The sequence below is a fragment of the Paenibacillus sp. 01T442 genome (genome assembly GCF_056398345.1).
On the sequence record NZ_JBFTPF010000056.1, the window covers coordinates 25,785 to 38,857 of the forward strand.

The window sequence follows — 13,073 nt, forward strand, 5'->3', positions numbered from 1 at the left end:
CATGAAATGGGCCGAAATCCCATGCCCCAGCATGCTGTAGTGATGAAAAACATCACTACAGGCGCGAAAAGGGACCAGGTAACCCACTTCTCCACGCTGTAACGATGAAAAACATCACTATTGGCGCGAAAGGGACCAAGTAACCCACTTCACCACGCTGTAGTGATGAAAAACATCACTATTGGCGCGAAAAGGGACCAGGTAACCCACCTCTCCAAGCTGTAACGACGAAAAACACGCTTACAGCCGCGAAAGTGCCTGAAACCCCCACCTCTCCACGCTGTAACGATGAAAAACATCACTACAGCTACTTCACTACCCACTCCACTCAACTTGCGATATTCCGCGGTAGTGCTGATTGTAGTTTTCTTAGCGGAGCTTGGAATTCCTGTGATCAATGAGAACCAAGAATTAGATCAATCATTAACAGGGGGACACCCAAGATGTCTCCGACAGGACCCAAAAGATCTACCTTTCAGCTTAACGCTGGGGCGGATCTTTCGTTTTATAAAAAAGCATTACTTTGTACTAGTAAAGCTTACCCCGTGCTTTCTCGCAAGTGCATAGAATCCATACACAGCTGCAACAGCGATGAGATAAGAGACAAAAGTCCATCCAATCGTCCATCCATGTTTATACTCAACTTTACCAACTACATACGCGATTGATTCAAGGCAAGTTAAGATGATCGCAAGTAAAATCAGGACAACCAGAGGGTGCTTCTTCTTAAAATCAATCCAGTAGATGCCTACACAGCCTGCAAAGGGATAGAGTCCAATGTCAAAAGGAAGTGCAGAAATCGTTTCATCATCTTCAATTTTTGGTGTGAAATCCCAAAAATCTACGTGATAGCCAATCGCATTAATAAGCGATGAGATGATGGCAGAAGCGGGAAATATGAGAATGGCTATGGTTGGAGCTTTTTTAAACCAGGCAATCCCGAATAACCAGGGAACAACAAAGCCTATTAGGATATTAATGAAAATACGTCCCACTCCTCATGATCGTAGATACTCTTAAGTATGACCCGTCTATTTCGGACTTAAACTCTCGTTAACGCCTATAAGAATCAAACCTGCTGACGTACATGAAGATATGTTGCGGAAAACTGGATTTTTGTTATGTCAAGTAATCGCTATATCCATGATCAAATGTGGAGGAGTTAATAATTTGCCCAAGGTCTGGCACGATTATTGGCTTTCCGCCGGACCAGGCTATGGCGGTGGCTGGCATTCTCCAGTAGGTGTGATGCGCAAAGACGCCGTGCCTGATGGTGGAKGAGTCCCTGGCAGTAATCCGCAGCATAGTTGAAGGCAAGTCCTGTGTATAAAGGATCCATCCTGATCAATCATGCTGATCCGATTGCGGCTGCGAAGGAAATTGATCGTATGGCCAAGCACCCGGACATGATTCAGGTTATCATGTGCAGCGGCTCCCGTATGCTGTTCGGTCAGCGCTTTTTTCACCCGATATATGAAGCTGCTGAGCGTAATGGACTGCCTGTCGCCGTTCATCCAGGTACAGAGGGAAGAGGGATTGCAGGAGCTCCGACGCCATCGGGCTATCCTACATCGTATTTGATTAGCACAATATTTTACCAATCAATTACATGTCTCATGTCAATAGCTTAGTGTGTGAAGGGGTATTCGAAAAATTTCCTAAGCTTAAATTTGTTGCCATTGAAGGTGGGTTAGCTTGGCTTCCGCATCTCATGTGGCGAATGGATAAGAATTTCAAAGGTCTTCGAGATTTAGTGCCTTGGCTCAAAAGATTACCATCCGAATACATTAAAGATCATATTCGTCTAGTAAAAGGCATCGAAATCGGTGTCTTCCTTGTAAATGGGAGTTACTATGCATGGCGTAATATGTGTCCTCATGTGGCTGCTCCTGTCTGTGAAGGTGTCGTGTGCGGGACACGGCTGCCCTCCTTATTTTTATGAATATGAATATGGCCGGGATAAGGAAATCTTGCGTTGTCCATGGCATGGTTGGGAGTTTGGTTTGAAGGGTTGCAAGCATTTGGTCGAAGGCGGCGTGCAATTGCGAGGTTATGAGGTAGAGGTTGAGGGGAGCGAGATCTACGTGCTCATCTAAAATCCGTGCAGATGTAGTGAGCTTAGGAGGTTCGAGCTTGGTTTCTTACATGAGGGCAACTCAAGTTAAAGCAGGAGGCAGTAAGGTGCCGGAGGGAAAACGCATTCCCATGGGCTGGACGGCAGTTGCGATAGGTGAAACAAGTGAAGAACGTGTACGACTTGTATAGAACAATGTGGGTAAAATCGAACAACACCTCGCTCAGGATATTTCCTGACGAGGTGTTGTTTTCGTTAGTCCTGAATGACAGTTATTGTCTTTTCTCCGCCAACATAAATGCGATTCGTGCGCGGATTAAGCAGCAAAGATCCAGACCCAGCGCTAACTTTGAGCTTTGCGAGTGGCTTTAGGCTGCTGCCATGATAGACGTTGAGTGGAACTGCACCTGTTTCCGTTGATTCTGAAACGAACAAGTGGTTTGTTCGCGGATTAATCAGCACATCCGAAAAAGCAGGTACAATTAACGAACCGATGACCTTATTCGTTCTGTTATTTACTACAAACAGCCGTCCCTTCACGGAAATTTGTGCACTCGAGATATAGACTCGACACGTTAGGGGGTTGAGCGTAATTTCTCTTTGTCGTCTTCCGAGTTGAATCTTACGGACATGGAGGGTACGCAAGTTGACGACAGAGCTGTATCTACTGAGATTATTAGCAATATAAAGTTGATTTGTTTTCCTATCAAGAACTGGTGTGATGACAGGATTTCTTCCGACTTTCAGCGTAGCAATGATCTTACTGGTATCTCCGCGGACTACGGCTAATGTATCGGTGGTTGTATTCGTTACGTAAATTCGATTCGTCAAAGCATTGACTAGTATTTGTGAAGGGCGTCCTTTGAATGGAATTTTGCTGTGTATTTTATTGGTAGCTCCGTTCAGTACGACGAGATTGGCGTTCCGCGAACCTAAGGAGATCGTTGAAACGTATACCAGATTCGTATGTGTATTGACCGCGATATGATCGCTGCGTTCACCAACCTTGATGGTAGAAATAACACGGTTCGTAAGGCCGTTGATAACAGAAACGGTGCCATCGTAAAAGTTGGATACATAAATACGATTCGTACGCGTATTGACAGCCATGTAGGAAGGCATTTTACCAATTTGAATGGTGGTTATGATTTTGTTGGTTTTGGTATCCAGAACACCAAGGTGGTTGTCACCTTGAATAAAATATAACCGACTCGTTAAGGGATTGATAGCGAATTGTACAGCTGGACTGCTGACGGGAATAGTTGCAATTAGGCGTGGTTTGGTCAATGAGATTCTAGGCTTTGTAACGCGCACAGCTTTACGGATAATCATAAAGACTCCCCTTCCTCAAGACATGTGGTACTTCAATCATATTCATGACCACGCTAGTAGGGAACTGGTAGACTGAAGTTAGCGTATCGGCGCACAACTTTTGAACCGTTTCAGCGTCAAAATTGCATGAGTACGATTACGAACGACTATCTAAGGAGGCATGGTAATGGCACACAAGTTTACTGGAATTGAACGCATCGGGGATATAAAAGCTAATCTTGGCGAAGGTCCCGTCTGGGACCATACGACAGGGCAATTAATCTGGGTGGATATTAATGGACAAGCGTTGCATCTGTATAAACCCAAAGACGGAAGCAACCGGACAATTACATTGGATCAAAAGGTCGGAGCCGCCGTGCCCAGACAGCAAGGTGGCATGGTTCTAGCTTTGGAGCGAGGTTTTCATCTGTTAGATTTGGAAACCGAGACATTAACACCCCTTGTTGATCCAGAGAGTCATTTACCAAATAACCGGTTTAATGATGGGAAATGTGATCGAGMTGGCAGGTTCTGGGCAGGTACGATGGCACTAAGTGAGTCGGTCGCAACAGGTTCACTATATTGTCTGGATATCGACAGAACCGTTCGTACCCTCGAGGATGGCTGCATTACGGTATCCAATGGACTAGGCTGGAGCCCGGATAATACCATCATGTATTACATCGATTCTCCGACGAAGAAAGTCGTAGCCTATGACTATGATGGTGAGTCAGGGAGCATCTCCAATCCGCGCACAGTTGTTATCATTGCAGAGGATGAAGGTTTTCCAGATGGGATGGCTGTAGATAACGATGGCATGTTATGGATTGCGCAATGGGGAGGCTGGCAGGTAGGGCGGTATAACCCCGCGACCGGGGAGAAAATAGGCTCGATTGCAGTTCCTGTGGAGAGAACAAGCTCTTGCGCATTTGGCGGGGAGCAAATGGATGAATTGTATATCACGACGGCTAGTGTAGGAGTCAGCGATGAGGAAAGCGTGAATCAGCCTCTTGCTGGTGCTTTGTTTCGAGTAAAGCTAGATGTGAAAGGCCCACAGGCGAATTTTTACGGGGGTTAAGTTTAGTCAACTCAAAAAGAGTTAAGCGCATGTACGCTTAGCTCTTTTTTCTATTGTTGTGGCTACGTTGTTCTTCCTGACCTCTTTCTATACGTACGAGTCGACGACTGTTAGGAAACGAACGTTAGAATCCTTTCAAGATTTATCACAAAGTCTATCGAATACCTTAGATACAGAAATTAAAAAGATGGAACACTGACGTATGTGGGTGGCAAATTAGATAAAGATGTCATCAAAGCTGAGATTAATCACTTTAGTAAATATGCTGTGCTTGAAGTATCCAAGACATACTCCGATGTGCCTTCCAGCCATTGGGCTTCCTATGTGATCAAGGAGCTAGCTGCTAAGCAGATCGTTGAGGGTACGAGTGCGACAACCTTTGAACCTGAACGCAGTGTTACTCGTGCCGAGTTCACAACGCTTCTAGTGAGAGCTTTGAAGCTTTTGGGGCTGCGGTCCTACAATAGGGTAACTAAAAGGCTGATCTGTGTAGTAGAGGTTTCTACTAGCGGTCAGCCTTTTTTCATGCCGAGTATTGCTTGCGAAATCGAAGTGGTGACATGCCAATAGCGGCCTTGAAGCAATTCGAGAAGTATGGCGCATTAAGAAAGCCAATATGTTCAGCGATTCGCGCGATGGACCACTCGGTTTTGATCAACAGCAGCTTCGCCTGCTCAATTCGGTAGTCGTGTAGATAGGCCATTGGCGTGCAATTATAGATTTCTTTCATACATCTGACGATATAGTTGGGGTGAAAATGAAATTCAGCGGCTAGTGAGCTATTCGTCACATCTGATTGATAATGTTGGCGCAAATACGATTCGACTTTGTCGGCGAGTATCAGGGCAGGTGACGCATCGTTGCGGGAATGTCCAGCATCAAGGAGACGTAGCAGTTCCATGAAAAGCTGCTGCTCACTCCAATATGTCTCTGAACGATGGTGAACCGAGTCGGTCAAGAGTTTGCGGAGATGACGTTCGGCAAGCGCGAACTCGGGTGGAGCACTATATTGCGGGATGCGGATCCGATACGGATTTTCCCAAGACTTCCTAACTTGTTGAGGGAAAGCAGTTCCTAGATCCTGATCCGATGTCTGCTGCCAGGCTCCTTGGAAGTCGAAATGAATCCAATAGAAAACGGTCTCGCTGTCACAGCCTTTAACGGGATAATGGTAGCGATCTGGGAGCAGTAATAAGGCTTGACCCTCCGAAACCTCCCATTCCTTGTCATCTTCGCCGATATATAAGGTCCCTTTGGTCACCCAGAGAAGATCAAAAATGCCCAGATGACGTCGACTTGGATGCATTTCCCCTGGACGGTAGGTGGACAAGCCAATCATGAGGTAATAKGGCAGCGGTGGTAGTTCCATCCAGATATGGCTAAGTTCGCTCATCGATTCGCCTCCCCTGTGAAGTGTTAAATTTTATATAAAATAAGTTGGGATTATTTATAGTTACTCTTTATTCATAAGGATAAACTGTAAGTAGTTGATAATCAAATGTTATATAAAATTGGATGACAAGAGGAGAGTTTACATATGGTGAATTCCACACACATGCAGGCTGCTATCACGAAGATACGCATACAAGATGAATTCTGGAATCCGTTTATGGAGCTTGTACGAGGCACGGTGATTCCGTATCAATGGGATGCTTTGAATGATGCGATTGCGGATGCGGAGCCTAGTCATGCTATTCGCAATTTCCGTATTGCAGCAGGGCTCGAAGAAGGAGTGTTTGGCGGTTTTATTTTTCAGGATAGCGACCTTGCCAAGTGGCTTGAAGCAGTTGGCTTTTCGCTGGCAAACACGCCAGATCCTAAGTTGGAACAAACGGCAGACGAGGTCATTGATTTGATTGCCAAAGCTCAGCATGAGAACGGTTACATAAATACGTATTTTACGATCAAAGAGCCAGGTCAGGCATGGACGAATTTGCATGAAGCGCATGAATTATATTGTGCGGGTCACATGATGGAGGCCGCTGTTGCTTATTATGATGCGACGGGAAAAAGAAAACTGTTAGATGTCATGTGCAAATTTGCTGACTATATTGATACGATTTTCGGTCGTGAACCTGGTCAGATCAGAGGCTATGACGGCCATCAAGAAATCGAGCTTGCACTCGTTAAACTTGCTCAGGCAACGGGGGAAGAACGCTATGTGAAGCTGGCACAATTTTTCATTGATGAGCGCGGTTCTGAACCGAACTTTCTAGTTGAAGAATGTAAAGCAAGAGATGGTTACAGTTACTGGACGCAAAAGAAGCAACCGATTCCGACAGTAGCGCAAATGGCGTACAATCAAGCAGATAAGCCGGTTCGCGAGCAGCAAGTGGCCATCGGTCATTCGGTGCGCGCGGTTTATATGTATACAGCCATGGCCGATCTTGCCAGATTGACCGGAGATGAGTCCTTGCTCACGGCCTGCCGCCGCTTATGGGATAACACAACCAAGAAGCAGATGTACATCACAGGGGGTATCGGCTCAACACATCACGGTGAAGCATTCACTTTCGATTATGATATGCCCAACGATACGGTTTACGCTGAAACGTGTGCCTCAATTGGACTTATTTTCTTTGCTCAGCGAATGCTGCAACTAGAAGCGAAGAGTGAGTATGCGGACGTCATGGAGCGCGCGCTGTACAACAATGTTATTGGCAGCATGTCACAGGATGGCAAGCATTATTTCTATGTGAATCCGCTGGAGGTTTGGCCCAAAGCATCGGAGTTAAATCCATCTCGCCATCATGTCAAAGCAGAACGGCAGAAGTGGTTTGGCTGCTCATGCTGTCCTCCGAATGTGGCACGCCTGCTTAGTTCGTTGAACAGTTATATCTACACATCTTCACCGGTGCGAAATACCGTCTACACACATTTGTTTATCGGCAGTGAGGCTCGCTTTGAGCTTGCTGTTGGCGAAGTTGCATTTACCCAGCAGTCAAAGCTTCCATGGGAAGGTTATGTGAGAATAGAGCTAACGTTGGCTCCGCAAGATCCGTTTACACTTGCGCTGCGCATCCCGTCTTGGAGCCAGGGTGGAGCGGTTATGAAAATCAACGGAGTACGGACAGCTTATGAAACCGTGGATGGCTATGCATGTGTTGAACGGCAATGGGTGCAAGGGGATATCGTGGATTGGGAACTTGCAGTCAAGGCGCAGTTGACGATCGCTCATCCCGCGATCCGAGCTAATGCTGGTAAAGTTGCGATTGAACGCGGACCTCTCGTTTATTGTTTGGAAGAAGTGGATAATGGTACACCGCTAGCCACCGTATCGATTGATGCCATGCAGAAGCTGCAAGTGAATTACGATGCAGGTTTGTTAGGAGGAGCCGTTGTGATTGAAGCGGAAGGTCATGCCAATGAGTCCGCTTCTTGGTCGGAGGATACGCCGTATCGTCCATTTACCCAGCAGGAGGTTTCAGAGCGAGTGAAACTGAAGGCGGTGCCGTATTATCTCTGGGGCAATCGAGKGGTAGGCGAGATGACAGTTTGGATACGCAAGGGCGGCGTGTAAACCTTTGTGAATGACTGTAAGTCCTTCGGAGATGAATCCGAAGGACTTTTTACTGCGTTAGCACGGGAACCGCGTGGATCTGGTGCTGGTGGATATGACTTGGGCGATTTTTATGCTCTCCCGGGGAAAATAAATGGATTTCCTACAGCTAAAACTCTCGTTTTTCCGAGCAAACGCAGAATAAATGGAAAATCTACAGTTAAATTTAACCAATTTACCTGATCTGAAGAAAAGTGGCAGAATTAGCGACATGTTTTCCATGTAAATCGAATTTTCGAGCAAAATTCGCGTAAATAGCTGCATATTTTCCATTTAAACAATTTGAGTAGCGCACAAGCCTYTCCAAACCCTCCAAACTTACCAACCCCCACCAGCAAAGTCCGTCAACAAAGTCTGTCAAAAATGTCCACCTTTTAACGCCGCCATTGTTGTCCCGTCCGTATCCGGCACTTATTCTTCGTGCTCTGGCCTTCCGTCAAGCCAATCATCCAGCGTAGCCACGCGTGTTGGATATTTGTAGCTTCTGGCTAGGAAGCCGATGCCATGTTGAACCATAGGATCCTGATCTGTAGGCTGATAGCGCAGATCAACACTCCAGCGAACCGTATCGGACATGTTAGGGGTGGACATATGGAGGCAACGATCATTGAACAGAATTGCGCTTCCTGCGGATACWGGCAGGGCGACGGTTTCCGTTTTGCCAAGCTGACTATCTTTGAGCGCTGTATACCCTGTTCCAGTGTGCGTTTCACGATGCCACTTGAGCACACGTTTACGATGTGTTTGGGGCTTGATATGGAGGCAACCATTGACTTCATTCGCATCGACAAGCGGGATCCAGACGGTAATAACGGGATTTGCATTCGCATCCGGCCAATACGATTTATCTTGATGCCAAGGAACTGCGCCAGCGGCTACTTTCGGGACCTTCGGCCGCACGTTGTATACCGGATTAGCGAATAGCTCTCCACCAATTAATGATTCTACCGCGTCCAAAATTTTCGGATTGCTCATCAAGGTGAAGTACCCAGGGATACGGTCGCGCCAGCTTCTGCCGTATTTCAAGAAGTTTTCGGCGGATAGATCCTGAAATAGCTCAGCTAGGCGATTTGGAAAGGGCCGATCTTCAAGCTTATCCGTAATAAGTCCATCCGCGAACAGTTCGTCCGCAATCATCGATACCTTCTGAGTCATCGCTTCACGCGCAGAGGCTAAATCTTCCTCCGACAATAACTGGGGGATGATGAGATAGCCTTGTTCCTCATAAAACTGCGATTGCTCGTTAGTTAAACTTCCGCTTATATTTTGCTTGATCAACCTACTCACCCTCCAACAAGTGTTGTAATATAGAAAATATAACATGTCATGTGCTCGTTGTATTTGCTTCACTGTTCGTCAATTGATCAATTCTTCCGATCATTCCTATAATCAATTTACTAAACGAATGCGAGGGTTACTATGACTACTTTATCTTCTGTGAGTCCCTATGTAAGAATGGGCCATTATTATCAATTTCCAGTCGAACGAAACCAAGCTGAGATGGGCAGGATCGGATACTGCTATGCCTTTCATTTCGTTGCCGGAGGCAAAGGGACAGTGTCCGCCAAGGGGAAAACATACCCGGTAAAGAAAGGTGATCTGATCTATTTTCCACCTGAAGTGGGTCACTCCTTTTACGCTCATCCTGATCATCCTTTAGCCACCTACAACTTGTATTGTGATCTCTGGAATTATCAATTGAGAAGTAGTCAACATCTCGTTTGGAATGAGTCTGACTTTAATCATGACTTGCTAACGCACATTGTTCCGTGTTCAGAGTTGGCCATGCTACCTGTCGTTACGCCCATCCAGCACGATGCGTCGCTTGGTCAATTATTCATACATGCCGTGACCCAGTCCATGAAAAGTGACCACTACTCTGAATTAATCGTAAGCAATCTTCTTAAAGCATTCCTTCTAGCGCTTGTACAAATTGCTTCAACGCCACACTTCATCGATTACCGTATCGTTCCGATTATTGAGCGAATGGACAAGGAAGCGAACGCAAGTCGAGGTTATGACGAATGGATGAGCCAATGTGGCCTTCGCAAAACGCAATTTCATGAGCTATTCAAGCAAGCGACAGGCATCTCGCCCAAAGCATACTGGACCAAATCCATTATGAGGCAAGTGGAAGCAGCTCTGTGGGAAAGCAACCGTTCCATAACGGCCATTGCGGAGGACTTCGGGTATTCATCGGTCCATCATTTTACCAAACAATTCACTCAATTTCATGGTGTTTCGCCAACAGAGTTCCGGAGGAGGAAAAATTAGAGTTAATATGTGATATGGTTCCTGTACCATAAGTTAGTTCAATATCGGCTTAAATAACTAGTATGTTACGATTTCTTCCATAAACTATAATTTGTCTTAGAAATGGAGGGAGGGACCRCCAATTTGGTAAGCGCTTGCATTTGACAAAGCGGGTTGATTGGAAGCAATATGCAATGATTTTCGAATTCGACTAAGGAATGATGGAGGAAAAATGAAAACAAACGTTATGAAGAAGAAGTTATCCGCAGTCATGGTATCCGTCATGATGTTCTCACTGTTTGCTTCCGTCGATTTTGCTTACGCAGACGCCACTACACCAACTACTTCTACTACAACGGCAACGACACCAGCGGCAACAACGATGGACACGGCATCCAAGTTTAAAGCTCTCAAAGACAAAGGTATTTTCGATGGTTCCGACGAAGCAGGGTCAGCTGAACTCGATAAAGAGGTGACGCGGGCTCAGCTTGCCAAAATCTCCGTTTTGTTGAATGGTCTAAAGGAAGATGTTCCTTCCAGCGCCATATATACAGATCTGGCAGAAACAAGCTGGGCGGCAGGTTATATCGGTGCAGCAACCAAAGCGGGCTATATGCAAGGTGTGGAGAAAGATCATTTTGATCCAGCCGGCCTAGTCACGATCGAACAAGCAGCTTCTGTACTTGCACGTGTTTTCAAGCTGGAGGCAGATGAAACCGAAACGGCCAAAGTGAAGGGCATCGTGTCCGATTGGGCGAAAGGGAATGTGGCTTCTGTGATTAAAGTGGGGCTCTTGGCGGATATGGCTGATTTCACCAAAACAGTGAATCGCGAGCTGCTTGTCAATGCCGCATACGCTGCTTATCAGCTGATTCAAGCCGGAGGTCCCGTTGTGTCCAAAGTTTCTGTGGCTGACTTTAGAGCTACGGGCGCTAAAACTCTCGTGGTCAAATTGAATGGCTCACTCGCTGACACGAGTAAGTTGACGGTTTCCATTCTTCGTGGCTCCATTACAGGATCAGTCGTTACAGGTGCTCAGAAGTGGAATACCAACAAGAACGAAGTGACGATCACGTTGGATACGAAAATGACAGAAGGCCTTTATACGGTAAAAGTTGAGGCTGTCAAAGATGGCGGTTTAACGGTGGATAAAGCAACGGCAGAAGTGTCTGTTGGCAACGAGAAAATCACGCAAATTGACTTCACGACACCGTCGGATAAAATTGCTCAGGGCAAAGTCAAACTGACTTTTAAAGCTGTGAATCAGTATAAGGAAGTATCCGATCTGAGTGCAGCCGTATTTACCATCAATTCAAGCCTAGATGGAGATGCCATACCTGCGGGTGATTCACAGTCAGTCATGCTCGATGTTACCCATGCCGTCTACAGCAACAAGTTGCGTCAAGACTCGCAAGTGATCGTCACCATCATGGCTCCGGATTACTCCGTGACAGCCAACAAGACGTTTACGGTTGGTGAATTGCAGTCGGTAAGCAAAGTTGAACTGAGCGATGTTGTTTATGTGAGCGGGAAGACGAAATTCGAGGCTGGTGATCTGGTTTCGGTTCCTTACAAGGCTTATGACCAATATGGTTATCCCGTTACGGATTTGGATATTTTAACAAACAGTACATTAACAAGCTCCACAGCAACAGGTGTAATCGACATGTCTGCAACAAGTCCTGCAAGAGGATTTGACTTTATTGCTGACGAAACCGGAGATGGCATTCCCGAGTTGAAGGTCAAAGCTGCTACTAGCTTTACTAATTTCAGCATCCAGGATGTCACGCTTACGTTGACGGGACTTGGATCAGGCCAATCCGTTTCCAAGGTGATGAAAGTGGCTGCTTCCAAAGCGCCTTATGAGATTAGTATAGGTAACTTCCCGAATACGGTAGCCGTGGGAGACGAGGATTTCTACTTGCCAATCGTTGTCAAAGACCAAGGCGGAACGATCCTTACGACAGATGAAATTGTAGAAAATGCCGATAAGATAAGTGTATTTGGATTATCAAACGGCAGTATATCAGTTGGCGCCAAGGATTCACTTGGCAGACTAATTGGCGGAATCGAGAAGAGTGGTGCAAATAGAGGTACAATTCGCGTCTCCGATTTAAAAACGTTATCAGACGTAAATAAAGGTCCGTTAACGATTAAAGCTGCGCTCCTCACAAGTGAGAAAACGGCTGTGAATAGCACGAATATTGTTGCCAAGCGTTTTCCGAAAACCGTGTACTTTTCCGTTGTACCGAAACCTAAGATGCTTCCTTCGCTCGAAATGGTGAATGGAAGAACGGAGAATGCGTTCCGTTTGAAGTTCAAAGATCAGTATAATGAAGATTTTGATCGCGATTACCGAGGCTATTCGATGAAATTATCTTTTGCCAAAACGTCTGGTACGGTTACAGATGCAGTTTATGTACTCAGAGGAAGTACAACTGCCTTCTTGGACGCAACTAAAACTTCTTTTATCGTAAGAGGTGTAGATGGCACGGTAGAAGGTTATGATTCAGGTAAAGTGTCAACTGATTTCGGTTATTATCGGGATCGCGATTTCTTCTTTATTGCCAAGGTTGGCGATAACAATGAAGGTACGTACCAAGTTACAGCTCAGTTGTATAAAGGGGATGAGGCTGCGGTTGCTGCAGGATCAGCATCCTTAATGTCGACAGCGATTGGTACGACGCAGCTCCTGAAAGGTCGAGAAGCCAATAACTTGGTGTATACACTGACACCATTTGCTAATGGCATTTATGCTGTCGATAAGGTTAAGGATACGCTGCAAGGCTCACTTACGA

Annotated in this window: 14 protein-coding genes; 10 read left to right on the forward strand and 4 right to left on the reverse strand. The window is 46.0% G+C overall.

Annotated elements, in window-relative coordinates; translation table 11 throughout:
• Window positions 1-518: 518 nt before the first annotated feature.
• Complete coding sequence (locus tag AC1DLM_RS27280; protein WP_441987074.1) at window positions 519-995, reverse strand: CBO0543 family protein; 477 nt, start codon at window positions 993-995, stop codon at window positions 519-521.
• Between the two features lie 175 nt (window positions 996-1,170).
• Here AC1DLM_RS27280 and AC1DLM_RS27285 point away from each other — a divergent pair, with 175 nt between their 5' ends.
• Genes AC1DLM_RS27285 through AC1DLM_RS27305 form a run of 5 tightly spaced genes read left to right on the forward strand, consistent with a single transcriptional unit; the run spans window position 1,171 to window position 2,265 of the window.
• Window positions 1,171-1,311 (forward strand): hypothetical protein, encoded by a 141-nt coding sequence (locus AC1DLM_RS27285; RefSeq protein ID WP_477571722.1) that lies wholly within the window; start codon window positions 1,171-1,173, stop codon window positions 1,309-1,311.
• A gap of 11 nt (window positions 1,312-1,322) precedes the next feature.
• Window positions 1,323-1,631 carry an amidohydrolase family protein gene (locus AC1DLM_RS27290; protein WP_441987072.1) on the forward strand — a complete coding sequence of 103 codons (309 nt, stop codon included), beginning with the start codon at window positions 1,323-1,325 and terminating at the stop codon, window positions 1,629-1,631.
• The gene (locus tag AC1DLM_RS27295; protein WP_441987071.1) at window positions 1,610-1,942 is read left to right on the forward strand and encodes a Rieske (2Fe-2S) protein; all 333 of its coding nucleotides are present in this window, start codon (window positions 1,610-1,612) and stop codon (window positions 1,940-1,942) included. Before AC1DLM_RS27290 ends, AC1DLM_RS27295 begins: the two co-directional genes overlap by 22 nt.
• Complete coding sequence (locus AC1DLM_RS27300; RefSeq protein WP_441987070.1) at window positions 1,854-2,096, forward strand: Rieske 2Fe-2S domain-containing protein; 243 nt, start codon at window positions 1,854-1,856, stop codon at window positions 2,094-2,096. Before AC1DLM_RS27295 ends, AC1DLM_RS27300 begins: the two co-directional genes overlap by 89 nt.
• A gap of 37 nt (window positions 2,097-2,133) precedes the next feature.
• Window positions 2,134-2,265: a hypothetical protein gene (locus AC1DLM_RS27305; protein ID WP_441987069.1), complete on the forward strand. Its 132-nt coding sequence runs from the start codon at window positions 2,134-2,136 to the stop codon at window positions 2,263-2,265.
• A 64-nt stretch (window positions 2,266-2,329) separates the two neighbouring features.
• On the opposite strand, the gene AC1DLM_RS27310 is transcribed toward AC1DLM_RS27305, so the two are convergent.
• Entirely contained in the window at window positions 2,330-3,406 is a 1,077-nt protein-coding gene (locus AC1DLM_RS27310) for a YncE family protein (protein WP_477571723.1), read from the reverse strand.
• Window positions 3,407-3,572: 166 nt separating this feature from the next.
• On the opposite strand from AC1DLM_RS27310, the gene AC1DLM_RS27315 reads away from it, so the two are divergent.
• Both AC1DLM_RS27315 and AC1DLM_RS27320 read left to right on the forward strand, forming a co-directional pair.
• A complete protein-coding gene (locus AC1DLM_RS27315; RefSeq protein ID WP_477571724.1) occupies window positions 3,573-4,463 on the forward strand; it encodes an SMP-30/gluconolactonase/LRE family protein in 891 nt (296 codons plus the stop codon).
• Between the two features lie 204 nt (window positions 4,464-4,667).
• Window positions 4,668-5,033 carry an S-layer homology domain-containing protein gene (locus AC1DLM_RS27320; protein WP_441987066.1) on the forward strand — a complete coding sequence of 122 codons (366 nt, stop codon included), beginning with the start codon at window positions 4,668-4,670 and terminating at the stop codon, window positions 5,031-5,033.
• On the opposite strand, the gene AC1DLM_RS27325 is transcribed toward AC1DLM_RS27320, so the two are convergent.
• Entirely contained in the window at window positions 4,987-5,856 is an 870-nt protein-coding gene (locus AC1DLM_RS27325) for an AraC family transcriptional regulator (RefSeq protein WP_441987065.1), read from the reverse strand. The two genes, AC1DLM_RS27320 and AC1DLM_RS27325, sit on opposite strands and share 47 nt — an antisense overlap.
• A gap of 144 nt (window positions 5,857-6,000) precedes the next feature.
• Here AC1DLM_RS27325 and AC1DLM_RS27330 point away from each other — a divergent pair, with 144 nt between their 5' ends.
• Window positions 6,001-7,983: a glycoside hydrolase family 127 protein gene (locus AC1DLM_RS27330; RefSeq protein ID WP_477571725.1), complete on the forward strand. Its 1,983-nt coding sequence runs from the start codon at window positions 6,001-6,003 to the stop codon at window positions 7,981-7,983.
• A 450-nt stretch (window positions 7,984-8,433) separates the two neighbouring features.
• Here the strand turns inward: AC1DLM_RS27330 and AC1DLM_RS27335 are convergent, their stop codons facing one another.
• On the reverse strand, window positions 8,434-9,300 hold the full coding sequence (locus tag AC1DLM_RS27335) for a phytanoyl-CoA dioxygenase family protein (protein WP_441987063.1): 867 nt from the start codon (window positions 9,298-9,300) through the stop codon (window positions 8,434-8,436).
• A 141-nt stretch (window positions 9,301-9,441) separates the two neighbouring features.
• On the opposite strand from AC1DLM_RS27335, the gene AC1DLM_RS27340 reads away from it, so the two are divergent.
• The gene (locus tag AC1DLM_RS27340) at window positions 9,442-10,296 is read left to right on the forward strand and encodes an AraC family transcriptional regulator (RefSeq protein WP_441987062.1); all 855 of its coding nucleotides are present in this window, start codon (window positions 9,442-9,444) and stop codon (window positions 10,294-10,296) included.
• 211 nt (window positions 10,297-10,507) lie between these two features.
• Window positions 10,508-13,073: S-layer homology domain-containing protein (locus AC1DLM_RS27345; protein ID WP_477571726.1), on the forward strand; the 2,566-nt coding region annotated here is incomplete at its 3' end.